Raw genomic sequence first — 23,490 nt, 5'->3', positions numbered from 1 at the left:
GAATTATTTCACTTTTATTTTATACCTTTTCCTCTACATTAATAACACAAGCATAAGATGGATAAAGAAGCCATAGCTGACTTGATAGAGGAAAAAAACAACGCCTTACTTCTTTGGTTTTCCAATCAAGACAATGACAAATGGACAGAAGGTCCTGAAGGTAAATGGACGACTGGACAACATGCTTTACATCTTCTGCAAAGCATCGTTCCTCTTAATAATGCGCTAAGCATGCCTAAAATTGTGTTGCGATTTAAGTTTGGTAAAGCCAATCGAGATGTACGCAATTATGATAAGGTTGTTCAGCGCTATCAAGAACGTTTAAAAAAAGCTGCTGGCACAACTTTTGGTCCGTCACAAAACATGAAGGTTCCTCCTCTATCCGAAAAGCAATACCTCATGGATCGATTACAGGTTGAAGCAAAAAAATTACAGTATAAGACGAAAAAAATCTCTGATAAAAACCTGGATTCCTTGATACTCCCACATCCTTTGATGGGTAAAATGCCAATTCGTGAAATTCTTATGTGGACAGCCCATCATATAGAGCATCACACAAAAACATTAGAGGATAATTATTAATCTTCTAAGTTTTGTTTACTCGCTTTTTTGCTACCTTCATACATGACGTATTTCACCAAACGGGATTCAAGCTTAGCATTGAATAGCTTTATTTTTTTTGAAGTTCGTAAACCAACATGCTTTAACGCTTCCAAATTAGACGTAATAAACCAAGCATCGGTTCCAGGGTAACCATGTTTAAGTGTATCTCCCAACGTTTTATAAAATGTTTCCATTTCAATATCCAATCGTTCACCATAAGGTGGATTGAAAAGCATGTGCAGCTTATTCTCTCCTGCTTTCTGCGTTTTGAAAAAGTCTTCATGTTGAACGTGGATGAATTCCTCTAAATGGGCATTCTTAATATTGGCTTTGGCTTTCGATATGGCACTTGGCGACTTGTCATAACCAATCATTTTATGGTGGAAATCCCGTGTTTTTTTCAAGAGCGATTCTTCAATCGTTTCAAATAAATCAACATCCCAATCTTGCCAGCGTTCAAAAGCAAATTCCTTTCGCATCAAGTTTGGAGGAATGTTACAGGCAATCATGGCTGCTTCCACTAAAATGGTTCCGCTACCACACATGGGATCCATAAAATCAGTTTGACCATCCCAACCTGAAAGCATCACTAAACCTGCAGCAAGAACTTCATTAATTGGTGCTATGTTAGTAGCCGTCTTATAGCCTCTTTTGTGTAATGATTCACCTGAAGAATCCAAAGACACATCGCATTGGTTTCTATCGATATGTACATGGATTTTAATATCTGGAAACTTTAAATCTACATTAGGTCGTTGCCCATGATCATCCCTAAATTTATCAACTATGGCATCTTTGGTCTTTTGGGCAATATATAATGAATGCGCAAATACTTTTGAATTAACGGTCGCATCAACCGCCAAACTTCCAGAAGGTTTTAAGTACTGATCCCAATCCATATCATAAATATGTTTGTAAAGATCTTTTTCATTTCTAACCCTAAAACTATGAATTGGCTTTAAAATTTTGATAGCAGTACGAAGCCCTAAATTTGCTTTGTACATAAAACCTTTGTCACCCACAAAACTCACATTTCTTATCCCCTTTTTTACGTGCATAGCACCAAGCTGAATAAGTTCCCTTTCTAACAAATCTTCAAAACCATATAAGGTTTTGGCTACCATTCTATAATTATTATCCATATCTTAAGACTAATTGGTAACAAAAATAAAGTATTTTTGTGGCTTAGTTGAACATTTAAATATGGTTTCTACTTTCGTAGAAAAATGTATATGAGTAAAGACACTAAACAATGGTACGCTTCCTGGTTTGACACACCTTTTTATCACATTCTCTACAAGGATAGGGATCATTCTGAAGCGCAATTGTTCATGGACAACCTTACTTCTTATCTCAATCTTCCTGAAGGCGGAAAGGTTTTAGATTTGGCTTGTGGAAAAGGCAGGCATTCTGTGTATTTGAATTCATTAGGCTATGATGTTACAGGTGCTGATCTTTCAGAAAACAGCATCGCCTATGCTAAGCAGTTTGAAAACGACAACTTACATTTTAAAGTACATGACATGTGCAAACCTATGGGAACGACTTTTGATGCCGTTTTTAACTTGTTCACTAGTTTTGGTTACTTCGAAAATGACGAAGACAACCTGCAAACCATTAAAGCAATTAAATCAAACCTTAATGAGTCTGGATTTGCGGTAATCGATTTCATGAATACTGAGTTTGTTATTGAAAATCTGGTGTCTGAAGACACTAAAACCATTGAAGATATCACATTTCATCAAAAACGCGAATTGGTTGATGGATATATTATCAAAACAATTAATTTTACTTATGAAAACGAATCTTTCGAATTTAAGGAACGTGTAAAAGCCTTGACTTTAAATGATTTTGAAAATCTTTTTGAAGCTGCAGGTGTGCATTTACTGGATGTTTTTGGCGATTATAAATTGAATAAATTCTACAGAAAGACTTCTGAACGGTTGGTTATGATTTTCAAATAAGAAAAAAGCAAACATGAACAAATTCCTATTTCCCATATACGCTGTTGTTTTAGGTTTGATTATTGCGCGTTTTTCAAAGAACAGCAAAAGTTTAAACACCAAACTATTACTAGCGTTTAGTGGTGCTTTTTTAATGGCCTTAACGCTTTTCGATTTGCTTCCAGAGGTATATCATGAAGTTAACACCAAAGTTACTGGATTACTTATCATGTCTGGAATTTTATTGCAAATTGTTTTGGAGTTTTTTTCCAAAGGTGCTGAACATGGTCATATCCATCTTCACAAGGAAGCGACTACCTTTCCTTGGTTACTGTTCATCAGTTTATGTCTGCATAGCTTTTTGGAAGGGTTTCCAATACATCAACACAACGACATGGTCTATGGTGTCTTAATCCATAAAATTCCGATAGCCACCTTATTAGGATTGTTTTTATTCCAGTCAAACTATTCAAAAGTTCAAGTCGCTTTATTTCTAATCGTATTTGGCATTATGACTCCATTGGGAACTTTCATTTCCAATGAAATCGACATTCTGTTGCAATATGTTCCGTATATCAATGCTATTGTTATTGGAATTTTCTTCCATATTTCTACAACGATCCTTTTTGAAACTGGCGAAGGTCATAAGTTCAATTTATCAAAACTCATAGCAATTATTCTTGGTGTCGGAATTGCTTTTATGTTTTAATTATGTTCAGTAAAGAAGAATCTCGATTATTACGTGAACAGTTCTGGATTAGCTTCGGAAAATCATTTCCACGGAAATGGATCCTATACAACACAAAAATCAAAGGCGTTTCTTTTAAATTCCATTTCGATACCAAATCGGCTTTAATAGCCTTAGACCTTGAAGATGATTTGGAAACCCGAATCAATACTTGGGAAAAATTGCTCAGCCTAAAAAAGATACTTCAAACAGATTATTTACCTGAGGCTATTTTTGAAGAAGAGTACATTTTACCTAACGGAAAAGAGGTTTCGAGAATATATATTCCATTAGAGCAAAAGGTTTCCATTCACAATAAAAACACTTGGCAGGATGTCATGGTTTTCTTCAATACGAAAATGGACATCTTTGAAAATTTTTACAACGATTTTGAAGATATTATCAAAGCATAATCCTATTTTTCGTTGGTAAATATACCTTGACTTAAAATTGTATAAATACCTTAAAACTTTCAAGTAAGCTATAGCAAAACTATACGGCTAAACAGATATTTTTCGATACATTTGTGCACATATTCTAAAATAGAATCTACAGTACTAAAGATTAACTCGAAACGAATGAAAAATACAGCTTTAACTGATACTCACATCGCCTTAGGCGCTAAAATGGTACCATTTGCAGGATACAATATGCCTGTTCAATATGAAGGTGTTAACATAGAACATGAAACTGTTAGAAATGCCGTTGGTGTGTTTGATGTTTCACATATGGGCGAGTTTTTAATCGAAGGACCTCATGCGCTGGAATTGGTTCAAAAAATTACCAGTAATGACGCTTCAAAACTAACTGTAGGAAAAGCACAATACAGCTGTATTCCTAATGAAACTGGAGGAATTGTTGATGATCTGATCGTATACCGTGTCAAGGAAGAAACGTATTTATTGGTTGTTAATGCTAGTAATATTGAAAAAGATTGGAATTGGATTGTCTCCAAAAATGATGTAGGTGCCGAATTACGTGATTTGAGTGAAGATTACTCGCTGTTGGCCATTCAAGGTCCCAAAGCTGTTGAAGCCATGCAAATTTTATCATCGCATGATTTGTACCAAATAGGTTTTTATAATTTCATAGTAGGCGATTTTGCTGGAATTGAACACGTTATTATTTCGGCTACGGGATATACAGGAAGTGGCGGATTTGAAATCTATTGCAAAAATTCTGAGGTCAAACAAATTTGGGACAAAGTCATGGAAGCTGGCAAGCCTTACGGAATTAAACCAATAGGTTTAGCTGCAAGGGATACGCTTCGCTTGGAAATGGGTTACAGCTTATATGGAAATGATATAGATGATACGACTTCTCCTTTTGAAGCTGGATTGGGTTGGATTGTAAAATTCACTAAAGATTTTACCAATTCCACTAATCTTTCAGAACAGAAAAAACATATTCTTAAGCGTAAGTTAGTAGCTTTTGAATTGGATGAAAAAGGCATACCAAGACGCGGTTATGATATTGTAGATTCCCACGGAAAACAAATCGGTAAAGTCACTTCTGGAACCATGTCGCCTTCTCTTAAAAAGGGTATCGGACTTGGCTATGTATCGCCAATATTTTCTGATTTTGGGAGTAAAATATTTATTCAGGTTAGAAAAAAAGCCATTCCTGCCACTGTAGTCAAACTACCATTCTACAAAGGGTAGCTCGCTGCAAATGTTGAACGATTTATGAAGAGGATAGAAAACAAACATCGAATTTTAATCTTAGGTGCCAGTGGTTTTATTGGCAATGCCCTTTACAAAGAGCTGTGTCCCTATTTTAAAACCTTTGGGACGTACCGTATTCCCAAAAAGATGTTTGTTGACAACCAGCATTTCTTTCCTTATAATGTGGAAGAAGATGATGTTTACGAAATTTTGCAAGCCACTAAGCCTACCATAATAATTTCTGCGCTTCGTGGAGATTTCAATGCGCAGACCATTGCTCATCAGCACATTTCAGAATACCTCATCAGCAATGACTGTAAAATTATATTTCTCTCATCTGCTAATGTTTTTGATGCGTATAGTAAATATCCAAGCTATGAAATGGACAAAACATTGAGCAGTAGCATCTATGGGCATTTTAAGATCAAAATTGAAAACATGCTGTTACGTCTTCCTAAAAAGAAAGTAGCCATTGTTCGCTTACCTATGGTTTTAGGTTCCCAATCGCCAAGGCTAAAAGAAATCAAACAGCACCTCAATGAAAAAACAGCCATTGAGGTTTTTCCTAACATCATTATGAATGTAACCACAGATACCAAAGTGACCCAACAAATCCACTACATGATCAACAGAAATAAATGTGGGATTTTTCATTTGGGAAGTATCGATTTAGTGCATCATGATGAGTATATGAAGAACATTATCAGTAAGATAAGCGAAAAAAACGGTGTTGTTTACAAGCGGGTTTACACTACCAATGAAGATCGGTATTTAGCTGTTTTGCCAAAATTCAACAAGTTACCAAAACACCTTCAAGTCACTAGTGAAGAGGTTTTGGAAGATTTAAAAAAATAAGTTCTTAAGCATTAAATTCAATATATTTTTTATTGTTTCCTACACTTTCTTTTGCTTAATTTTTAATACATTTAATACAAACAAATACATTATGGGATTACTTTCTGACGACCTTATCGAGAAAAAAATATTGCATTTCCCAGACTGGGAATATTATGACAATGCCATTCATGCCGAATTTGAATTTGACAACTTCAAGGATTGTTTTAGTGCCATGAGTCGAATTGCATTTGAGTGCGAAGCTTTGAACCATCACCCAAACTGGACAAATGTTTATAATGTTTTAAAAATTTCCTTATCAACTCATGATGCCAATGGCGTGACAGAAAAAGATTTTAAATTGGCTGAAGCTATCGAAGCCATAGTGGAAGTCCAAGACTAAAATTCTTTCAAACTTAATTCATGCCGCCTTGTTTATTCTATATTGGGATTTCAATTAAATTTCAATATTTTTGGCGTCATTAAAATACCTAAAACTACATCAAAATGGGAAGAGCTTTTGAATTTAGAAAAGCAAGAAAAATGAAACGTTGGTCAGCTATGAGCAAAGCCTTTACGCGTATAGGTAAAGATATTGTGATGGCTGTAAAGGAAGGTGGACCAGATCCCGATTCAAATTCAAGATTGCGTGCAGTTATTCAAAACGCGAAATCTGTTAACATGCCTAAAGACAATATCGAGCGTGCCATAAAACGTGCTTCCGATAAAAGTCAAGGTGATTATAAAGAGGTGTTATTTGAAGGTTATGCGCAACATGGCATTGCCATTCTTATTGAAACTGCTACAGATAATAACACTCGTACCGTAGCCAATGTACGTTCTTATTTCAATAAATGTGATGGCAGTTTAGGGACCTCAGGATCTGTAGTTTTTATGTTTGATCATACTTGCAACTTTAAGATCAAGGGAGAGGATTTAGATTTGGAAGAATTAGAATTGGAACTTATCGACTATGGTGTGGAAGAAATTTTTGAAGATACCGATGAGGATGAGGATGGAAACGAAGTGTCTAGTGTTATGATCTATGCGCCTTTTGAAAGTTTTGGAAACATTCAATCTTACCTTGAAGAACATAACATTGAAATCATATCATCTGGATTTGAACGCATTCCGCAAGTGACCAAAAAGTTAACTCCAGAACAAGCTGAAGATGTTGAAAAATTACTGGAAAAACTTGAAGAAGATGATGATGTACAGAACGTCTATCACACCATGGAGGAAACTACAGACGAATAACTTCTTAAATAAATAAAATCCTGTCTGAAACTACAGACAGGATTTTACCCCTAACTAAACTAAATTTATATCTTAATCATATCCGCTTAACTATATAATTAAGACTACCTACTTATGATAATGAAACTTATCCATAAGTTTCTATCTATATTATATACGGTCACTTTTTTGATTTGGATTACGAGAGTTGGAAAAAATTATATTTTTTTTGCTTCTTCCCAATAAACATCCATTTCTGATAAGGACATATCTGATAGCGGTTTTTGAATGGCCTTCGACTTTTCCTCTAAATATTGAAAGCGTTTGATGAATTTTTTATTGGTACGTTCCAATGCACTTTCTGGATCAATCTTTAAAAAGCGAGCATAGTTAATCATTGAAAACAGAACATCTCCAAACTCACTTTCGATTTTAGATTTATTGTTAGCATTGACCTCTTCCTGGAGTTCGTTCAACTCTTCTTTCACTTTTTCAAAAACCTGATGTGGTTCTTCCCAATCAAATCCTACACCTGCAACTTTATCCTGTATCCTATTAGCTTTTACCATAGCTGGTAAACTTTTGGGAACGCCTTCCAATACACTTTTCTTGCCTTCTTTCAGTTTTAATTGTTCCCAATTTTTCTTGACGTCCTCTTCATTTTCAACCTTTACATCAGCATAAATGTGAGGATGCCTTTCTATCAATTTATCACAAATGGTATGGCAAACATCAGCGATATCGAAATTATTGGTTTCACTTGCAATTTTGGAATAGAATACAATATGAAGTAATACATCACCGAGTTCCTTCTTGACTTCTTCCAAATCATTATCGAGAATGGCATCACCAAGTTCATAGACTTCTTCAATCGTAAGATGTCGAAGGGTTTGAATGGTTTGCTTTTTGTCCCACGGACACTGTTCTCGAAGTTCGTCCATGATAATTAGCAAACGCTCAAAAGCATTAAGCTGGTCAGATTTATCAGTCATGTTCAAATTTTAAAGTCTAAAAGTACAACGATTAAAAAATTTAATCTGTTTTAAAATAGACTTTATATGAACAATGTTTCAACGGTTTATTCCTCTTCCTCAGAAGACGCACTTTCATCTTCTTGAAGAGCACCAAGTAAATCGTGTTTTTGAAGTAAGTTATACCACTGAACGATTTTCTTGATATCACTGGCATATACACGATCTTCATCATAATCTGGTAAGACCTCAAAGAAATATTCTTCTAAGGTATCTTTGGAATCTTTATGGCTTATAGATGTTGGCTGACTGTTTTCTTTCTCTTTAATCTTATTTAGCACATCTCTCAATGGCAATTCTTCCGTTAAGGTATATACTGCTATTTCACTTAAAATACTAACATTACTATGGATGTTAACATTAGCTTTTCTTTTGTCAATTAATGACTCTGCAATAAAACCAGTTCTGGTTTGGGTAATCACTTTATATAAACCAGGTTTTCCTGAAATGGAAAGAATTTTGTCTAAACCTATTGTTGTATTAGCCATATGTAAATCTATATATTATCGTTTTCTTTTTTGAGCTGGAAATCGCATGCGATAATCCACTTTTATTTTTCCTTTTGAAATATTGGAAAGTTTTCCTTTGATCAAACGTTTTTTGAAAGTTGACAGTTTATCAGTAAATAAAATGCCCTCAATATGATCATACTCGTGTTGAATCACTCTAGCTATAAGTCCATCGAAAGTTTCAGTATGAGACTTAAAATTTTCATCGAGATATTCTATTTTAATTTTTGGTTGCCTGAACACATCTTCCCTAACATCTGGAATACTCAAACATCCTTCATTAAAAGCCCATTCATCACCTTCTTCCTCAATAATTTGAGCGTTGATAAATACACGCTTAAAATTCTCTAATTCCTTTTGTTCTTCAGCAGTAAAACTATCATCCTCAGCAAAAGGTGAGGTATCCACCAAAAATAAACGTATAGGTAAACCAATCTGTGGCGCTGCCAAACCCACACCAAAAGCACCATACATGGTCTCCTTCATGTTCTCAATAAGCGCTTCAAGATTCGGATAATCCTTAGTAATAGGCTCAGCTTCCTTTCTTAAAACAGGGTCACCATAAGCTACAATTGGTAGAATCATATTGTTAATTTTTTCGGATGCAAAAATACAATCATTTTTACGATAAATGAAGTTTTTAGCATTTATTAAGGTGTGTTGTAAAGATAACTTTGCAAGATAATTGTAGCGCTAATTTCGTCAATTAAAGCTTTATTTCGCCGTTGCTTCTTTTTAAGTCCACTATCTATCATGGTTTGAAATGCCATTTTAGACGTAAAGCGCTCATCAACTCGTTTAATAGGAATTTCAGGAAAAATGGCCTCTAATTTTTTTAAAAACTTTAAGATTGACGTTTCGCTTCCAGAAACCTCATTGTTCATTTGCTTAGGTTCACCGACAATAAACAATTCCACATCTTCTTTTGACGTATAATCCTTAAGGAAATCAAAAACTTCCTTTGTATCAACCGTCGTAAGTCCAGAAGCAATAATCTGCAACTCATCTGTTACAGCTATGCCAGTTCGTTTTGTTCCGTAATCTATAGCTAATAATCTCGCCATGATGCAAAGTTAAGACTATTAAGTAAAAAACTCTTCTTTAGTTGCCTAAAGAAGAGTTCAAAATAAAAACCATTAATAATCCATAAACTAGTTTACCCTCTATTTAAACTGCTCATGAGTTATATATTAGACACCACTATTTTGAATTGGTCACAAAAAAAAACACCTTTCTGTGAGTAAGAAAGGTGTTTAAAAATTAGCTATTAACTACTAAAATTTTCTAATGCGTGTTTAGGGATAACATTAGAAACATAATAATCGTATTTATTTGACACAGCATATTTATATTGGTCACAACTTTTTTAAAATTATTTTATGATGTAGATATTATGAGGAGAATTTTATAGGTTTATCTTTGTAGAAACTTACCATAAAATGAAACAATTACAGCAAAATATCGAGAATGCGTGGAACGATCGCTCCCTTTTACAAAACGAAGTAACTATTGAAAGTATTAGAAGTGTTATTGATCTTTTAGATGAAGGTACATTAAGAGTAGCAGAACCTACCAATGATGGATGGAAAGTTAATGAATGGGTCAAAAAAGCTGTAGTTCTCTATTTTCCGATTCAAAAGATGGAAACCTTGGAAGCTGGAATCTTTGAATATCATGATAAAATCCCTTTAAAGCGTGACTATGCAGACAAAGGTATTCGCGTGGTACCAAACGCTGTAGCTCGACATGGAGCTTACATTTCTTCTGGAACTATATTAATGCCAAGTTATGTCAATATTGGAGCCTATGTTGATGAAGGAACTATGGTTGATACATGGGCAACGGTTGGTAGCTGTGCACAGATTGGAAAAAATGTGCATTTGTCTGGTGGTGTTGGAATTGGTGGTGTTTTAGAACCTTTACAAGCGGCTCCAGTCATTATTGAAGATGGTGCGTTTATTGGATCTCGTTCTATCGTAGTTGAAGGTGTTCGGGTTGAAAGGGAAGCTGTTCTTGGTGCTAATGTGGTATTGACAATGAGTACAAAAATTATTGATGTGACAGGTGACGAGCCCGTTGAGATGACAGGTGTTGTTCCTGAGCGATCGGTAGTTATACCTGGTAGTTACACAAAAAAATTTCCGTCTGGTGACTACAATGTTGCCTGTGCACTGATTATTGGTAAACGTAAGGAAAGCACCAATAAAAAGACCTCCCTTAACGATGCTTTACGTGAATATAACGTAGCAGTTTAAATTTGTAGGATTTGAAGGTATTGATCATTCAACAAAAAATGATTGGCGATGTGCTTACAAGTAGCATCATATTTGAAGCGCTTAAACGAGAACATCCTAAATCGGAATTGCATTATGTAATCAATTCTCATACATATGCTGTTGTTGAGAACAATCCGTTTATTGATAAGTTTATCTTTGTCACACCTGAAATTGAAAATAATAGAGCGAAATTCTTAACGTTTTTGAAATCCATAAGAAAAGAACATTACGATGCCGTAATTGATGTCTATTCGAAGTTTTCAAGTAATTTAATGACAAAGTTTTCCAAAGCTGCTATCAAGATTTCAAAATACAAATGGTATACTAAATATTACTATACGCATACCTTTAAGGAAGCCTCCAAACCACATACCAATGCTGGATTGGCAATTGAGAATCGCTTGCAGATGTTAGCGCCTTTGGTTCCAAAAGTTCCAGAACCTATACGACCAAAAATCTATTTAACAGAGGAGGAAATAGAACTTTCCAAACAATTATTAATAACCAACAATATTGATATTTCAAGACCACTTTACATGATTAGTGTCTTGGGAAGTGGTGACAATAAAACCTACCCTCTGCCTCATATGGCGAAGGTTATTGATTTTATTGTTGAGCAAACATCGGGACAGATTCTTTTCAACTATATTCCAAATCAAATCCATGAAGCCAAAACCGTTTATAATTTCTGTAGTCCTGAAACGAGACCTCATATCTTTTTTGATGTTTTCGGAAAAAATCTTCGTGAATTTTTAGCCTTAACCTATCATTGTAATGCCTTGATTGGAAACGAAGGAGGCGCTGTAAATATGGCCAAAGCTCTGAATGTTCCAACGTTTACAATTTTTTCTCCTTGGATTATCAAGGAGGCTTGGAGCATGTTCGAGGATGGTAAACAGAATATTTCGGTGCATTTAAAAGATTACAATCCTGAAATAATTGACAAATCTTCTAAAAAAGAGCTTAAGGACAATTACAAGACGCTATATGAAATGATAGAGCCAACTCTTTTCTTTAAACCATTGAAGAGATTCCTAGAGATCAATTAACCCATTTTGGATATAAACGCTTGAGTAATTTTCGGTGTTGGTCGACAGTTTGCAAGTGAATTTTATTGAAGCGTCGCTCAACTTTCTTTTTAGCAAAGTATCCAAACCAATCTGCAAAAGGAAAAAAATCCCGATGGCCTATTCCGTCAACAATAACCAGCTCTATAGTATTATTGCTTAATATTTTTACACATATATTCCGTGGTCTTAAGTCGCTTGCAAACACCTTATGTTTGATCATTTGCGATTTTAGGCGATCTAATCCAAAGTTTAAAATAGCGTCATCAAAAGGGCAATCCTTCATCCTAATATAGTGGAGCAATGTTTTTGAAACCTCTTGTGTTGTTTCATCCCTAACCAAATCATAAATAAAGCCTTCACCAAGACTCGTAGCTTTGGTACCATGATAGAAGGCGTAGAATGGATAATCAAATTTTAAAGGGTCTTTTTTACTAATCTTTTTGTAATAATTAATCTCTTTATAGAGGTGCTCCTCTTCAATATCTGGCTTTCCGATTTTTATACACAACCCTTTATGCTCCGGATGATAATAGCAGATTCGAGCCAAGCCTTCAGCCATATAGTCATTTTTACTCAGCTGTATCATTCAAATCCGTTTTATCTATTCCGAAAGGTGTTTTGATTCGTTTCTTAGATTTTGTCTCTGCTCTAATGGCTTTGTTTTTTTCTATCATTTCAGGTTTCACGTAGCCTCTGGCATGATCAAGGTGCAAACATATAGCACTATATCTTATTTGTTTAGCCTTTAGTCCTGCATTAAATAAACGCTCACCCAATTCACGATCTTCACCTCCATATTGCATTCGCTCATCAAATCCGTTGGCAGCTAAAATATCTGATTTAAAACCGGAAGCATTATGGCCATTCCATGTTGCTGTCGTTGGCGTCAAGGCATTCAACAATCGCTCTTTAAGTCCACGAGCAGTGATCTTATTATTTTTGAAAGACGATTTCAATCCATGCGATTTCAACCATTGGATATCAAAACAACGTTGCGATTTGATATCCTCTTCAGAAATACGTTCACTTATATCCATGGGCAATTTAAAATAGCCTCCAGACAGGAAATGTCCAGGTTCTCTTCTATTGGCATGGACTTCCAGAAAATCTCGTCGAACAATACAATCACCATCTGTAAATACCAAATAATCGCCTTTGCTCGCCTGAACTGCTTTATTGAGAATGATTGTTTTTTGAAATCCGTTATCCTCATGCCACACATGTTGAATAGGATAAAACACTTCAGTTTTCATGGCTTCTATTAAATCCTTTGTATGGTGATCTGAGCCATCATCGGCAATAATTATCTCAAAGTTTGTAAAAGTTTGTACATCAAAACTCCACAATACCTTTTGCAACCACTTAGGATTGTTATAAGTACTTATTAACACTGAAATATCAATTGCTTTCATTGCACCAAAAATAGTTATTTTTACAACGCTAACACAACTCTAATTTTGAAAGAAACAGCACCTACCATATCAGCATTACTGATTACCTACAATGAGATTGACCATATAGAAGCTGTTATTGAAACTATTTCATTTGCAGATGAGATTATTGTTGTCGATTCCCATAGTACTGATGGCACCTTTGAAAAATTATCTGAAATACCTCAGGTAAAGGTCTTTCTAAGAAAATTCAAAAACTTTCCAGAACAACGTAATTTTGCCATTTCCCAAGCTACCTGTGATTGGATTTTATTTGTAGATGCTGACGAACGTTTAACACCAAACTTACAGAAAGAAATTCTAGATACGCTTAAATCAAAACCAACTGCCGATGCATTTAAAATTCGCAGACAATTTGTGTTCAATGATAAAATAATGCGCTTTAGCGGCTTACAAACCGACAAAGTTTTAAGATTATTTAGGAATGGTGTCGCTCAATATGATAAAGATCGATTGGTTCATGAGTTATTGGATTATAAAGGAGAATATAAGCTGTTAAAACATCCAATGATGCATTATTCCTTTAGCGATTATGAAAGCTATAAAAAGAAAACTGAACATTATGGTTATTTAAAGGCCCATGAATTATTACTAAAGGGCAAACGTCCTAACTGGTTCCATTTTGTTATTAAACCAGCTTACAAATTTATCACAAACTATGTGTTTCGATTGGGTTTTTTAGATGGTAAGGAAGGTTATACCATTTGTTCCCTTAACGCTTATGGTGTGTTTTATAGATACAAAGCACTTCAAAAATTATTGGCGTCGACGCCAAAATAAGAGTTGGTTCTTAAGCTTGCGCTTTCTGTGGTATCGATTTTGGAAAGCTTGAGTTTCAGACCACATCATATCAACTATTTTTTCATAAGATTCTCCTGAACATTTAGCATATTCATCACTCATGATTTCAACCATGGATTTATGGGTAGTCAATCTTGAAAAGTTCTTGATTCGAGTCTTAAAATCCAAGGGCTTGAATTCCATTCGATTCAAATCCACGAGAAAGAAACGGTAGTCCTCTCCTACTTTTTTTATCAACGTATTTCCTGGTGAATGATCTAAAAAATGAACCTTCTTTTCATGAAGCTCATAAGTAAAACGTGTGAATGCTCTTAAAATGTTTTCGTGATCAGGATAATTGAGATCTGTAGTCAATTCACGATAGGTCAAATCACAATCTAATTGCTCACTAATGTAATAGCTTTTTTTAAATAAAAATGGCGTTTTAAATTCATAATATGCTATGGGTTGTGGAGTGCCAATATTTAAATTCAATAAAGAATTAGCATACTCGTAAGATCGTTGGGCTTTACTTTTCCTAAAAAACCGATAAGCAATTTGATTGGTCAAATTAGGTATGCGAAATGACTTTATATTTATGGTCTTGTCATGTATCTCGAATAACTTAAGTGCATTTCGATCTTGATTACCAAAGGGTTTTCCCATGGTATCAAAATGCGTTATAAAATTAGTTAAAGTTTTAGAATCCTTCGTAAATAAAGGGTTGACCACATAATTCATACTACAATATTACGATTTAATTTTGTTTAATTGTATGACTTATTAGCAATTGAAATGGTTTTTTAATTATTTTGTGGTAAATCCATTTTTAATGAAGGAAATCCTACTGGAATCCCACAATATTAGCAATCGCTTTTTTGGTTTTGGACAATTCAATTATCATCTCATTGAAGCTTTTAGCCATCAAGCCAAACACCTCAAGCAGGAAAACATATCATTGACCTTACTGAGTAAAGATCCTTCAGAACTTGCTAATACCTTTTCAAAAGATTTCAAGTATAAAAAATACCGTTCCTTTCAAAGAAAGCCTCTCTTCCGAATTAAAAAAAAGTATGATTTATGGCATTCCTTAAATCAGAATACTAAAATAGAACCTTATTACAACATTCCTTATTTACTGACAATTCATGATGTGAACTTCATGGAAGAAGCTCATGGAAAGGATTTAGAAAGACACATTCGCTTGTTTAAGGGGAAACTCAATCGTTCTAATGCCATTACCTATATTTCCAACTATGCCAAGGAAATGACACATAACTATTTTGAGGTTCCCAATGTGGAGGAATTTATAATTTATAATGGAAGTCCGTCAAAACCCGAACCCATTCCGGAAGGTTATACGCCTCAAGTATTACCAAAACAGCCCTTTTTGTTTTCTGTTGGAGAATTTCTTGAAAAAAAGAACTTCCATACCTTGATTGAAATGCTACAGTTTTTACCTGAAGTCAGTTTGGTGTTGTCTGGAAAGTCTAAAACCGAATATGGAAAACGCATTGAAAAATTAATTGAAGAACTCAATTTAAATTCGAGGGTTTTTGTTACTGGTAAAATAAGTGAACTCGACAAAAATTATTATTATCAACATTGTCTGGCATTTACTTTTCCGTCATTGCGGGAAGGCTTCGGAATTCCTCCAATTGAGGCCATGACCTTTGGCAAACCTATTTTCCTTTCCAACAAAAGTTCGCTACCTGAAGTTGGTGGACAACATGCTTTTTATTGGGAACACTTTGATCCAGAATACATGGCTAACATCGTGACCGAAGGCTTAAACAAATACCAATCTGATGAAGCTATGTTTAAACAAAATTTAATTGACCACGCCAATTCATACGATTGGAACCAAACTGCTTTGAAATACCTAGAGGTCTATAAACATTTACTTAAATAAGTATTTGAACCACTGACCAAAATTCTTCCCAAACACAAACGACTTAGACGGTAAAATATCCTTGCGCTTTAATAGGTTTCCCTTAAGTTCGTGAATTGTATTTCCTTCAATATAAATAAGGTTTTTCCACTTCTCAGGTTCAATGTAAAAAAAGTCCTGCATCGATTTGTAATTCTTAGAATTAACTGTTTTCCATTTGGTCATAAAAGAGTCGTTTACCTGCGTATTATGTCCCCAATTTTTAAGCTTTTGCTCTAACTCTTCTTCGGTTCTAGAAAGACATTCGTGAAGTACAATATGTCTAGTATATTCTATTTGCTGTTTAGCTTTACGGCCAACCTTATAATCGGGTTTATTGGTTGTTACCAAAACACGTGTTGGTTCTTCAACGAGTAAATAACCGTTATCAACTTTCTTGTACATATTGTATAAAAAAGCAGCAATTTGTATTGGTTTCTTAGTTGGCTTTAAGTAATTTTCCTTCTGTTTTAGCTCTTCAACAAAAGCCTTGAAATCGATAAAATACTCATCAGCATCCAATTGGATACACCAGTTATCGATTCCCATTTCATTAGACAGCATCAACCGTTCCCTTACCTCACAATCCATTGTGGACAAACCTTCCACAAAAAAGGTGTCACGATAGATTTCAATTTTATCTTCTTTGTCAAAGTCGGAAATCCAATCAAAAAAACCAGAGTCGATTTCAAACGAATCACCTTTCCAAGTTTTAAGATCTTTGTCAATAGCCAAATAGATTTTATCTGCATCTTGATACACAAAGGGAATTGCCTTTTTCAGCAAATCGTAATCATAGGAGACTAAAAAACCAACATGGATTTTTTTCATTAAGGATCAATTTGAAAATTAAGATTTGATTTAATTGATTTCACAAATATAATGCTTTAGAAATACTTACATTTGCTTTTGAAAACCAAAAGTAACATGCCTAAGATTACAGTTATTATGCCTGTTTATAATGGAGAAAAGTATTTAGAGGAAGCGATTGAAAGCATTCTAAATCAAACCTATACTGATTTTAAGCTTTTGGTTTTAAATGACAATTCTACCGATAGCACACCTGAGATTCTTGAACGTATTAAACGTAACGACAAACGTGTTGAGATCATTCATAAATCTCAAAATGTTGGCCCAGCAAACCTACGTAACGAAGGGATTGAAAAAGCTCAAACCGAGTTTATTGCCTTAATGGATGCTGATGATATTGCTTTGCCTACTCGATTTGAAAAACAAATGGACGCTTTTAACAGCAATCCAGAAATTGGTGTTTGCGGAACATGGTTCACGGTATTTGGCGATAAAAAGGAAAAAATCCTAAGGCACGCTGTTGATCATGAAAAACTTAAGGTGCAATTTTTAAGCAGTTGCGGTATCGGGAATCCAACAGTGATGTTTAAAAAATCTATTTTGGGAGATGTCAGGTTTGAGCATCAATATGTTCCTGCAGAAGACTACGGATTGTGGAGTCAGTTATTGACGAGAACAAAATTTCATAATATTCCTGAGAGTTTATTACGATATAGATGGCATCCTGGGAATATCAGTCAGACCAAACAAGAAAACTTACGAAAATCTGAAGTGCTGATTAAAAAACGTCAGTTAAAACATTTAGGGATTAGCGAAGATGATGAACGAATAGACTCCTATTTAAATGCTGTTTCTTTAAAACGACAACAAAGTCCTGAAGAGTTAATGCAAACTATCGAATCATCAAAAGCCTTAATCCAATTGAACCAAGAATTGCATGTTTACGAAACTTCAATTTTTGAAAACCATATTCAGACTACTATAATCCGAAGCATTAGAAATGCCGAAGAATACAATATGGCATTGTATGGATTTTTAAAAAATGAATCTGGCTATTTTAAAAGCATCCCTTTTATAGACAAAGTAGTGCTATTCTTAAAAAGTCTCTTTTAATGACTTCCGTAAAGCAAAAAGACATATCGCCTTTGGTTAGCGTTGTTGTTCCTTGCTACAATGTAGAACAGTATGTTGATAAGGGATTGCAAAGTATCTTGAACCAATCCTATACAAATTGGGAATGTATCATCGTTAATGATGGTAGTACAGATTCTACGGAAAGTAAAATCAAGGAATGGACTAAAAAAGACTCTCGATTTCAAGTGGTCTCACAACAAAACAAAGGTCTTTCGGGTGCTAGAAATACTGGACTGCAACACGTGAAAGGTGATTGTATTTACTTTTTTGATCCTGATGACATAATAGATGACAATTGCCTGAAAAACCTAACCGATTTATACCATCATGATATAGATATTGTGATTGGCAAGGTTGGCTATGTCTATGGACAAACCACAAATGTTATTGATACTGTAGAACACGTTTCGGAAACAAATTCTGTATTTCGTAATACGAATTTTATTGAGCTTTCATTGAAAGAGCCTTTTAGTGTTATTGCTTGTAATAAGCTTTACAGTGCTAATTTCATTTCTTCAAACAACCTATCGTTTAAAGATGGTATTTTGCATGAGGATGAATTATGGTTCTTCCAAACCATGCGATTGGCTAAAAGCATTGTTTTTAATTCTGAAGTGACTTATTATTATAATATTGGCAATCAAAATTCCATTACAAAAAATTACAAATTAAGCAACCTAACTTCCTACCTTAAAGTTATTGAAATCATCTATGCTAATTACTACTCTACAGAAAACAACAACGAGTCCAAATTAACAATCGGTACGTACATCCTGAACTTTCAAATGACAGTGATATCTGCTTTCTTCAGACACCTCAAAAAAAACAAAAATGCGCCATTTAAATCTGAAGGCATCGCATTGATCAAGACGCATATCAAAAACCATAAGATTGAAGCGTATCAGCATATAAACAATAAAAAATCAAAACAATTCGGCATATTCATCAAGTATGCCTTGAACCATCCACAAGTAGCTTTTAAGCTTATACGAAATGTTAGCAAGAATAATGTGTTGAAAGCTATAGAAAGTCTGTTTTTGAAACTTCGTTATTGATTATTCGCTATGACTCTCATACAAAAGAATGTCTTCAGCAAACCGTTTTTTAAAAGCCGTATTGTTTTTTAAGCTTTCTAGAACTTCAGAAGGAATTTGCTTGTTATTTGTATTTAACTTGGTACTACCTTCGTTGGAGTCACTGTAATTTTCGAGAAGGATAATTTCAATTTTATTTAGACGATTCTTGACACCTTTTTGAAGGAAAAATGACTGACTCCTAAAATGTCTGTCACATAAGTGGTCAGGCAATTTTACAACCTTATCAATAAAATCCTGAAACGTAATGCCACTTTTGATCTTAAAAAAATCGGTTAGACCAGAAGGATCATCATACATGATATTTTTTCCTTTGGAAACATCCAAAAAACAAGAATAAATACGTTCATAAGGATTTCTAATGATCAGACAAGTAGATTTTCCTTCACAAAATGTTCGATACTTCTTGAAATTATAAAAACGCAATCGCAATATTTTACCATCGGTTTCTTGCTTTGGATCAACTTGGTGGATTTCTGGAAACTTACTGTTATATTCAGGATTGTATCGACGTATCAAATCGAGCTTTACAGTAGAACAACCAGATTTTGATATGATTGGATATATCAGGTTTTCATCCACTAAAAAATAAACTTCTATCGGATCAATAAGTCTGGCGCCTAACATTCCTCGAATGAATCTTGATAGTGATAACTTCCCTATTTTTAGTCCCATATATAAACCTCAGCGTTTTATTTATTTCATGAATTAGCTTCCCTAAAATTCTTTGTTTGATAAGAGCTTGTATTGTTCCGAAGTCAAACAACCCAAAGTATTCAGCCTTTCAATACAAGCAAAATCCTTTTCTAGATAGCGTGTCAAATTTTTAAGCGCTAAAGGCGATAAATACTTGTCCTTTTTATTTTTCTTCAAATGGCTATTAAGGCTAATACCGAAATGTCTTTCTAAGTCATCACTTAAGGTTTCTGTTGCGAGAACAGCCATGATATGTTTCTTTTTGCATTTTTTAAGCAAATTACCAATGTAAAAATCAATATCTTCTTTTATATGATGGATGTAATACGCATCACTCTTAAAATCCAATACCAAATTACCATTTTCGTCATAAATGTTTTCAGCAAGATCATTGACATTCTTATAGGTTTTCAAAAGAGTGTGCTCTCCTTCAAACATATCTTTCTGTACTTCATCTTCAACCACAAGTTTATAGCGCCAGTTAAAGGCAGACACAAATCTTGATATCGGATTTCTTATGATGATGCAATATTTCTTTTTCTTTCTGAACTTGAATGCTGCAACATGCTTTTCCTGAAACTTCATGTTTCTTTTCTTAAATTCATCCAGTACTGACGAACCTCCACATTTACCAATATGAACGAAAACTTTATCCGTTTTGTGCTTCTTTTTATGAAACCATTTTAATACATCCATGAAATAATTCTGCTCTAGCTTTGCAAACTTCTTCTTAAACGAGCAATTTAGCAAAATAAAATCAACCGCATTGTATATTATTTGAGTTCTGTTTTAAGAATTCTGAAACATTAGTTTTATCTCTAAAGATTATTTTAATAGATGTGTACTATGTTGTAGATTTGCCAACACAATGAATTACAAGGACGCCTTACAACACGAGATATTTGAGATCATTTCCAAAGCTGCCAAAGAATTGGAGGTCGATGCCTATGTTATAGGTGGATATGTTCGTGACCATATTTTAAAAAGAGGCTCACATAAAGACATTGACGTGGTTGCGATTGGAAGTGGTATTGGCTTGGCTAAGCAAGTTTCAAAACTGTTACCTAATAAACCAAAAGTGAAAGTATTCAAAACTTATGGTACAGCCATGTTACAATATAAAGATGTCGAAATTGAATTTGTGGGTGCACGCAAGGAAAGTTATAATGAAGATAGTCGTAATCCTATTGTTGAAAATGGTTCTCTTGAAGATGATCAAAACCGAAGGGATTTTACTATCAATGCGTTGGCTTTAGATTTAAGTACCGAAAACTATGGCAACTTATTAGATCCTTTTAATGGTATTGAAGATTTACAACGTCAACTCATAAGAACACCTCTAGATCCAGATATCACTTATAGCGATGATCCACTGCGCATGTTACGTGCGATTAGATTTGCTACACAACTCAATTTCACTATAGACCGTAACTCTCTTGAAGCTATTTCAAGTAACAAGGAACGTATCAAAATTATTACCAAGGAACGCATTGTCGTTGAGTTGAACAAAATATTGGAAAGTGATGTGCCTTCTGTTGGGTTTTTACTTTTAGAGCAAACCGGTTTATTGGATTTCATTCTTCCTGAACTTATTGCATTGAAAGGTATTGATGAAATTGAAGGACAACGCCATAAAGATAACTTTTATCATACTCTGGAAGTTGTTGATAATATTGCTAAGCATACCGATAATCTATGGCTTCGTTGGGCTGCATTGCTTCACGATATTGGCAAGGCACCAACCAAAAAGTTCAGTAAGAAAGTTGGCTGGACGTTCCATGGCCATGAATTTGTAGGTGCAAAAATGGTCTTTCATTTATTCAAGCGTCTGAAAATGCCTCTGAATGACAAAATGAAATTTGTTCAAAAAATGGTGTTTATGAGCTCTCGTCCGATTGTTTTGGCACAGGATATTGTAACCGATTCTGCAGTTAGACGTTTAATTTTCGACGCTGGAGATTATGTTGAAGATTTGATGACGCTTTGTGAAGCTGATATCACGACTAAAAATCCGAAGCGTTTCAAAAAATACCATAATAACTTTAAGATTGTACGTCAGAAAATTGAAGAGGTTGAAACTAGAGATCACGTGCGAAATTTCCAACCACCAATTTCAGGTGAGGACATCATGAAAACCTTCAATATCAAACCCTCTCGTGAAATTGGCCAAATTAAGGAAGCTATCAAAGAAGCCATTCTTGAAGGTGATATTCCTAATGAATACGATGCTGCGTATCAAAAAATGTTGGAAGTTGGTAAGACACTCGGATTAACAACTGAGCACTAGTTAGTCAACCGCTTTTAAACTCAAATCTTTGTTATATACGGAATGTGTCAAAGCTCCTGAAGAAATATAATCCACACCACATTCAGCATATTTTCTTACAGTTTTTTCATTGATGCCTCCAGACGATTCGGTAAGACATTGATCACCTATTAATTCAACCGCTTTTCTGGTATCTTCGTAATTAAAATTGTCGATCAAAATTCGGTAGATACCTCCTACTTCAAGGATTTCCTTGATTTCATCCAGATTTCTTGCTTCAACAATAATCTTTAAGTCCCGATTGGTATCTTGTAGATACTGTTTTGTTTTATTGATAGCCTTTGTGATACCGCCTGAAAAATCAATATGGTTATCCTTTAACATGATCATATCATAAAGCGCAAAGCGATGGTTCTCTCCGCCTCCAATCTTGACGGCCCATTTTTCCAAAGCCCTGATTCCTGGTGTGGTTTTTCTGGTATCTAAAATCTTCGTGCCAGTGCCTTCCAGTAAATCGACAAAAGTTCTCGTTTTAGTTGCAATAGCGCTCATACGTTGCATGGCATTTAATACCAAACGTTCGGCTTTTAAAATAGATTGCGAGGCACCTTCTACATAAAATACAATATCACCATATTTTACAGGACTACCATCTTCAATTAAGGTTTCAACAGTCATGTTGGAATCGACATAATTGAACACTTGCTTTGCAAATTCAACACCAGCGATAATCCCTTCATCCTTTACCAAAAGCTTAGCTTTTCCTTGAGCTGAAGCTGGAATGCACGCTAAAGAACTATGATCACCATCTCCAACATCTTCGCGAATAGCATTGGCAATAATCAGTTCTATTTCTTTGTTGAATTGTTCTTGTGAAATCATAATGTTGTATTTGATGTAAAAATACAAATTGCACTTCAAAAAAAGTATAAAAAGAATTTCAAAAAGTATAACTTTGGAGTATGACCATTAAACTTCTTGCCATTGGCAAAACTGATAACAAGGACCTTCAAACTTTAATTGAGGAATACCAAAAACGATTAGGATTTTATATCAAATTTGAATTCGATATAATACCTGACCTTAAAAAGGTAAAGCATTTAAGTGAAGACCAACAAAAGCAGAAAGAAGGCGAACTTATTTTAGACAAGATGAGCTCTTCAGATGTCATGATTTTATTGGATGAGAATGGCAAACAATACGATTCTGTTGCCTTTGCCAACTACTTACAAAAGCATATGAACTCAGGTATTAAGCAATTGGTTTTTGTGATTGGTGGACCTTACGGATTTTCACCAGACGTGTACCAAAAAGCCAATGGGAAACTGTCTCTGTCAAAAATGACCTTTTCCCATCAGATGGTTCGATTGTTTATGATCGAACAGTTGTATCGTGGTTTTACGATTCTTAGAAACGAACCATACCACCATCGATAA

The 23,490-nt window shown here is 34.6% G+C and carries 28 protein-coding genes; 16 read left to right on the top strand and 12 right to left on the bottom strand.

All coding sequences use genetic code 11. The annotated features are described in order from the left end of the window. Window positions 1–57 precede the first annotated feature (57 nt). Window positions 58–582, top strand: coding sequence for a DinB family protein (locus AB9K26_RS02895; protein ID WP_369971032.1), 525 nt, complete (start codon window positions 58–60; stop codon window positions 580–582). On the opposite strand, the gene AB9K26_RS02890 is transcribed toward AB9K26_RS02895, so the two are convergent. Further along, entirely contained in the window at window positions 579–1,745 is a 1,167-nt protein-coding gene (locus AB9K26_RS02890) for a class I SAM-dependent RNA methyltransferase (protein WP_369971031.1), read from the bottom strand. The two genes, AB9K26_RS02895 and AB9K26_RS02890, sit on opposite strands and share 4 nt — an antisense overlap. A gap of 90 nt (window positions 1,746–1,835) precedes the next feature. On the opposite strand from AB9K26_RS02890, the gene AB9K26_RS02885 reads away from it, so the two are divergent. The 7 genes from AB9K26_RS02885 to AB9K26_RS02855 all read left to right on the top strand — a co-directional run bounded on the left by AB9K26_RS02885 (window position 1,836) and on the right by AB9K26_RS02855 (window position 7,028). Beyond that, entirely contained in the window at window positions 1,836–2,567 is a 732-nt protein-coding gene (locus AB9K26_RS02885) for a class I SAM-dependent methyltransferase (protein WP_369971030.1), read from the top strand. A gap of 13 nt (window positions 2,568–2,580) precedes the next feature. After that, complete coding sequence (locus AB9K26_RS02880; RefSeq protein ID WP_369971029.1) at window positions 2,581–3,255, top strand: ZIP family metal transporter; 675 nt, start codon at window positions 2,581–2,583, stop codon at window positions 3,253–3,255. A gap of 2 nt (window positions 3,256–3,257) precedes the next feature. Then, a complete protein-coding gene (locus tag AB9K26_RS02875) occupies window positions 3,258–3,686 on the top strand; it encodes a DUF4268 domain-containing protein (RefSeq protein WP_369971028.1) in 429 nt (142 codons plus the stop codon). A 165-nt stretch (window positions 3,687–3,851) separates the two neighbouring features. After that, complete coding sequence (gene gcvT / locus AB9K26_RS02870; protein WP_369971027.1) at window positions 3,852–4,934, top strand: glycine cleavage system aminomethyltransferase GcvT; 1,083 nt, start codon at window positions 3,852–3,854, stop codon at window positions 4,932–4,934. 24 nt (window positions 4,935–4,958) lie between these two features. Next, window positions 4,959–5,792 (top strand): sugar nucleotide-binding protein, encoded by an 834-nt coding sequence (locus tag AB9K26_RS02865; RefSeq protein WP_369971026.1) that lies wholly within the window; start codon window positions 4,959–4,961, stop codon window positions 5,790–5,792. A 91-nt stretch (window positions 5,793–5,883) separates the two neighbouring features. Next, the gene (locus AB9K26_RS02860; protein ID WP_369971025.1) at window positions 5,884–6,174 is read left to right on the top strand and encodes a 4a-hydroxytetrahydrobiopterin dehydratase; all 291 of its coding nucleotides are present in this window, start codon (window positions 5,884–5,886) and stop codon (window positions 6,172–6,174) included. Between the two features lie 104 nt (window positions 6,175–6,278). Then, window positions 6,279–7,028, top strand: a complete 750-nt coding sequence (locus AB9K26_RS02855; RefSeq protein WP_369971024.1) for a YebC/PmpR family DNA-binding transcriptional regulator — start codon at window positions 6,279–6,281, stop codon at window positions 7,026–7,028. 197 nt (window positions 7,029–7,225) lie between these two features. Here the strand turns inward: AB9K26_RS02855 and mazG are convergent, their stop codons facing one another. The 4 genes from mazG to ruvX form a co-directional block, all read right to left on the bottom strand. Then, window positions 7,226–7,999, bottom strand: coding sequence for a nucleoside triphosphate pyrophosphohydrolase (gene mazG, locus AB9K26_RS02850; RefSeq protein ID WP_369971023.1), 774 nt, complete (start codon window positions 7,997–7,999; stop codon window positions 7,226–7,228). Window positions 8,000–8,085: 86 nt separating this feature from the next. After that, the gene (locus AB9K26_RS02845; protein WP_369971088.1) at window positions 8,086–8,511 is read right to left on the bottom strand and encodes a DUF5606 domain-containing protein; all 426 of its coding nucleotides are present in this window, start codon (window positions 8,509–8,511) and stop codon (window positions 8,086–8,088) included. 30 nt (window positions 8,512–8,541) lie between these two features. Continuing rightward, entirely contained in the window at window positions 8,542–9,132 is a 591-nt protein-coding gene (gene def, locus AB9K26_RS02840; RefSeq protein ID WP_369971022.1) for a peptide deformylase, read from the bottom strand. Between the two features lie 65 nt (window positions 9,133–9,197). Continuing rightward, window positions 9,198–9,611: a Holliday junction resolvase RuvX gene (ruvX, locus tag AB9K26_RS02835; RefSeq protein ID WP_369971021.1), complete on the bottom strand. Its 414-nt coding sequence runs from the start codon at window positions 9,609–9,611 to the stop codon at window positions 9,198–9,200. Window positions 9,612–9,986: 375 nt separating this feature from the next. On the opposite strand from ruvX, the gene AB9K26_RS02830 reads away from it, so the two are divergent. Continuing rightward, entirely contained in the window at window positions 9,987–10,802 is an 816-nt protein-coding gene (locus tag AB9K26_RS02830; RefSeq protein ID WP_369971020.1) for a 2,3,4,5-tetrahydropyridine-2,6-dicarboxylate N-succinyltransferase, read from the top strand. 11 nt (window positions 10,803–10,813) lie between these two features. Then, on the top strand, window positions 10,814–11,872 hold the full coding sequence (locus tag AB9K26_RS02825; protein ID WP_369971019.1) for a glycosyltransferase family 9 protein: 1,059 nt from the start codon (window positions 10,814–10,816) through the stop codon (window positions 11,870–11,872). Here AB9K26_RS02825 and AB9K26_RS02820 read toward each other — a convergent pair. Continuing rightward, window positions 11,865–12,479, bottom strand: a complete 615-nt coding sequence (locus AB9K26_RS02820; protein WP_369971018.1) for a YrbL family protein — start codon at window positions 12,477–12,479, stop codon at window positions 11,865–11,867. The two genes, AB9K26_RS02825 and AB9K26_RS02820, sit on opposite strands and share 8 nt — an antisense overlap. After that, window positions 12,463–13,305 (bottom strand): glycosyltransferase family 2 protein, encoded by an 843-nt coding sequence (locus AB9K26_RS02815; protein WP_369971017.1) that lies wholly within the window; start codon window positions 13,303–13,305, stop codon window positions 12,463–12,465. The genes AB9K26_RS02820 and AB9K26_RS02815 overlap by 17 nt, the downstream gene beginning before the upstream one ends. Before the next feature lie 45 nt (window positions 13,306–13,350). Between AB9K26_RS02815 and AB9K26_RS02810 the strand changes: the two genes are divergently transcribed. Beyond that, window positions 13,351–14,124 carry a glycosyltransferase family 2 protein gene (locus AB9K26_RS02810; protein WP_369971016.1) on the top strand — a complete coding sequence of 258 codons (774 nt, stop codon included), beginning with the start codon at window positions 13,351–13,353 and terminating at the stop codon, window positions 14,122–14,124. Here AB9K26_RS02810 and AB9K26_RS02805 read toward each other — a convergent pair. Further along, entirely contained in the window at window positions 14,101–14,790 is a 690-nt protein-coding gene (locus AB9K26_RS02805; protein ID WP_369971015.1) for a lipopolysaccharide kinase InaA family protein, read from the bottom strand. The two genes, AB9K26_RS02810 and AB9K26_RS02805, sit on opposite strands and share 24 nt — an antisense overlap. A 166-nt stretch (window positions 14,791–14,956) precedes the next feature. Between AB9K26_RS02805 and AB9K26_RS02800 the strand changes: the two genes are divergently transcribed. Beyond that, window positions 14,957–16,036, top strand: coding sequence for a glycosyltransferase family 4 protein (locus AB9K26_RS02800; protein WP_369971014.1), 1,080 nt, complete (start codon window positions 14,957–14,959; stop codon window positions 16,034–16,036). On the opposite strand, the gene AB9K26_RS02795 is transcribed toward AB9K26_RS02800, so the two are convergent. Continuing rightward, window positions 16,025–16,885, bottom strand: coding sequence for a hypothetical protein (locus AB9K26_RS02795; protein WP_369971013.1), 861 nt, complete (start codon window positions 16,883–16,885; stop codon window positions 16,025–16,027). The genes AB9K26_RS02800 and AB9K26_RS02795 overlap by 12 nt on opposite strands. A 96-nt stretch (window positions 16,886–16,981) precedes the next feature. On the opposite strand from AB9K26_RS02795, the gene AB9K26_RS02790 reads away from it, so the two are divergent. Both AB9K26_RS02790 and AB9K26_RS02785 read left to right on the top strand, forming a co-directional pair. Beyond that, window positions 16,982–17,977 (top strand): glycosyltransferase family 2 protein, encoded by a 996-nt coding sequence (locus AB9K26_RS02790; RefSeq protein ID WP_369971012.1) that lies wholly within the window; start codon window positions 16,982–16,984, stop codon window positions 17,975–17,977. After that, a complete protein-coding gene (locus tag AB9K26_RS02785) occupies window positions 17,977–19,053 on the top strand; it encodes a glycosyltransferase family 2 protein (RefSeq protein ID WP_369971011.1) in 1,077 nt (358 codons plus the stop codon). The genes AB9K26_RS02790 and AB9K26_RS02785 overlap by 1 nt, the downstream gene beginning before the upstream one ends. Here AB9K26_RS02785 and AB9K26_RS02780 read toward each other — a convergent pair whose 3' ends face one another. Further along, a complete protein-coding gene (locus tag AB9K26_RS02780) occupies window positions 19,054–19,767 on the bottom strand; it encodes a sulfotransferase family 2 domain-containing protein (protein WP_369971010.1) in 714 nt (237 codons plus the stop codon). Window positions 19,768–19,809: 42 nt separating this feature from the next. Then, a complete protein-coding gene (locus tag AB9K26_RS02775) occupies window positions 19,810–20,484 on the bottom strand; it encodes a sulfotransferase family 2 domain-containing protein (protein ID WP_369971009.1) in 675 nt (224 codons plus the stop codon). 172 nt (window positions 20,485–20,656) lie between these two features. Here AB9K26_RS02775 and AB9K26_RS02770 point away from each other — a divergent pair, with 172 nt between their 5' ends. Continuing rightward, the gene (locus AB9K26_RS02770; protein ID WP_369971008.1) at window positions 20,657–22,075 is read left to right on the top strand and encodes a CCA tRNA nucleotidyltransferase; all 1,419 of its coding nucleotides are present in this window, start codon (window positions 20,657–20,659) and stop codon (window positions 22,073–22,075) included. On the opposite strand, the gene nadC is transcribed toward AB9K26_RS02770, so the two are convergent. Then, window positions 22,076–22,936 carry a carboxylating nicotinate-nucleotide diphosphorylase gene (nadC, locus tag AB9K26_RS02765; RefSeq protein ID WP_369971007.1) on the bottom strand — a complete coding sequence of 287 codons (861 nt, stop codon included), beginning with the start codon at window positions 22,934–22,936 and terminating at the stop codon, window positions 22,076–22,078. Window positions 22,937–23,016: 80 nt separating this feature from the next. Between nadC and rlmH the strand changes: the two genes are divergently transcribed. Continuing rightward, window positions 23,017–23,490, top strand: a complete 474-nt coding sequence (rlmH, locus tag AB9K26_RS02760; RefSeq protein ID WP_369971006.1) for a 23S rRNA (pseudouridine(1915)-N(3))-methyltransferase RlmH — start codon at window positions 23,017–23,019, stop codon at window positions 23,488–23,490.

The organism is Psychroserpens sp. XS_ASV72 (genome assembly GCF_041224425.1).
In the GTDB taxonomy this organism is placed as follows: domain Bacteria; phylum Bacteroidota; class Bacteroidia; order Flavobacteriales; family Flavobacteriaceae; genus Psychroserpens.
Note: the sequence above shows the minus strand (reverse complement) of the source record. Positions and strands in the feature narration are given on the sequence as shown.

What these genes read in the sequence shown, in the direction of transcription:
- AB9K26_RS02895 (WP_369971032.1), top strand. Translation starts at nt 58, where the DNA reads ATGGATAAAGAAGCCATAGCTGACTTGATAGAGGAAAAAAACAACGCC.
- AB9K26_RS02890 (WP_369971031.1), bottom strand. Translation starts at nt 1,745, where the DNA reads ATGGATAATAATTATAGAATGGTAGCCAAAACCTTATATGGTTTTGAA.
- AB9K26_RS02885 (WP_369971030.1), top strand. Translation starts at nt 1,836, where the DNA reads ATGAGTAAAGACACTAAACAATGGTACGCTTCCTGGTTTGACACACCT.
- AB9K26_RS02880 (WP_369971029.1), top strand. Translation starts at nt 2,581, where the DNA reads ATGAACAAATTCCTATTTCCCATATACGCTGTTGTTTTAGGTTTGATT.
- AB9K26_RS02875 (WP_369971028.1), top strand. Translation starts at nt 3,258, where the DNA reads ATGTTCAGTAAAGAAGAATCTCGATTATTACGTGAACAGTTCTGGATT.
- gcvT (WP_369971027.1), top strand. Translation starts at nt 3,852, where the DNA reads ATGAAAAATACAGCTTTAACTGATACTCACATCGCCTTAGGCGCTAAA.
- AB9K26_RS02865 (WP_369971026.1), top strand. Translation starts at nt 4,959, where the DNA reads ATGAAGAGGATAGAAAACAAACATCGAATTTTAATCTTAGGTGCCAGT.
- AB9K26_RS02860 (WP_369971025.1), top strand. Translation starts at nt 5,884, where the DNA reads ATGGGATTACTTTCTGACGACCTTATCGAGAAAAAAATATTGCATTTC.
- AB9K26_RS02855 (WP_369971024.1), top strand. Translation starts at nt 6,279, where the DNA reads ATGGGAAGAGCTTTTGAATTTAGAAAAGCAAGAAAAATGAAACGTTGG.
- mazG (WP_369971023.1), bottom strand. Translation starts at nt 7,999, where the DNA reads ATGACTGATAAATCTGACCAGCTTAATGCTTTTGAGCGTTTGCTAATT.
- def (WP_369971022.1), bottom strand. Translation starts at nt 9,132, where the DNA reads ATGATTCTACCAATTGTAGCTTATGGTGACCCTGTTTTAAGAAAGGAA.
- ruvX (WP_369971021.1), bottom strand. Translation starts at nt 9,611, where the DNA reads ATGGCGAGATTATTAGCTATAGATTACGGAACAAAACGAACTGGCATA.
- AB9K26_RS02830 (WP_369971020.1), top strand. Translation starts at nt 9,987, where the DNA reads ATGAAACAATTACAGCAAAATATCGAGAATGCGTGGAACGATCGCTCC.
- AB9K26_RS02820 (WP_369971018.1), bottom strand. Translation starts at nt 12,479, where the DNA reads ATGATACAGCTGAGTAAAAATGACTATATGGCTGAAGGCTTGGCTCGA.
- AB9K26_RS02815 (WP_369971017.1), bottom strand. Translation starts at nt 13,305, where the DNA reads ATGAAAGCAATTGATATTTCAGTGTTAATAAGTACTTATAACAATCCT.
- AB9K26_RS02805 (WP_369971015.1), bottom strand. Translation starts at nt 14,790, where the DNA reads ATGGGAAAACCCTTTGGTAATCAAGATCGAAATGCACTTAAGTTATTC.
- AB9K26_RS02800 (WP_369971014.1), top strand. Translation starts at nt 14,957, where the DNA reads ATGAAGGAAATCCTACTGGAATCCCACAATATTAGCAATCGCTTTTTT.
- AB9K26_RS02795 (WP_369971013.1), bottom strand. Translation starts at nt 16,885, where the DNA reads ATGAAAAAAATCCATGTTGGTTTTTTAGTCTCCTATGATTACGATTTG.
- AB9K26_RS02790 (WP_369971012.1), top strand. Translation starts at nt 16,982, where the DNA reads ATGCCTAAGATTACAGTTATTATGCCTGTTTATAATGGAGAAAAGTAT.
- AB9K26_RS02785 (WP_369971011.1), top strand. Translation starts at nt 17,977, where the DNA reads ATGACTTCCGTAAAGCAAAAAGACATATCGCCTTTGGTTAGCGTTGTT.
- AB9K26_RS02780 (WP_369971010.1), bottom strand. Translation starts at nt 19,767, where the DNA reads ATGGGACTAAAAATAGGGAAGTTATCACTATCAAGATTCATTCGAGGA.
- AB9K26_RS02775 (WP_369971009.1), bottom strand. Translation starts at nt 20,484, where the DNA reads ATGGATGTATTAAAATGGTTTCATAAAAAGAAGCACAAAACGGATAAA.
- AB9K26_RS02770 (WP_369971008.1), top strand. Translation starts at nt 20,657, where the DNA reads ATGAATTACAAGGACGCCTTACAACACGAGATATTTGAGATCATTTCC.
- nadC (WP_369971007.1), bottom strand. Translation starts at nt 22,936, where the DNA reads ATGATTTCACAAGAACAATTCAACAAAGAAATAGAACTGATTATTGCC.
- rlmH (WP_369971006.1), top strand. Translation starts at nt 23,017, where the DNA reads ATGACCATTAAACTTCTTGCCATTGGCAAAACTGATAACAAGGACCTT.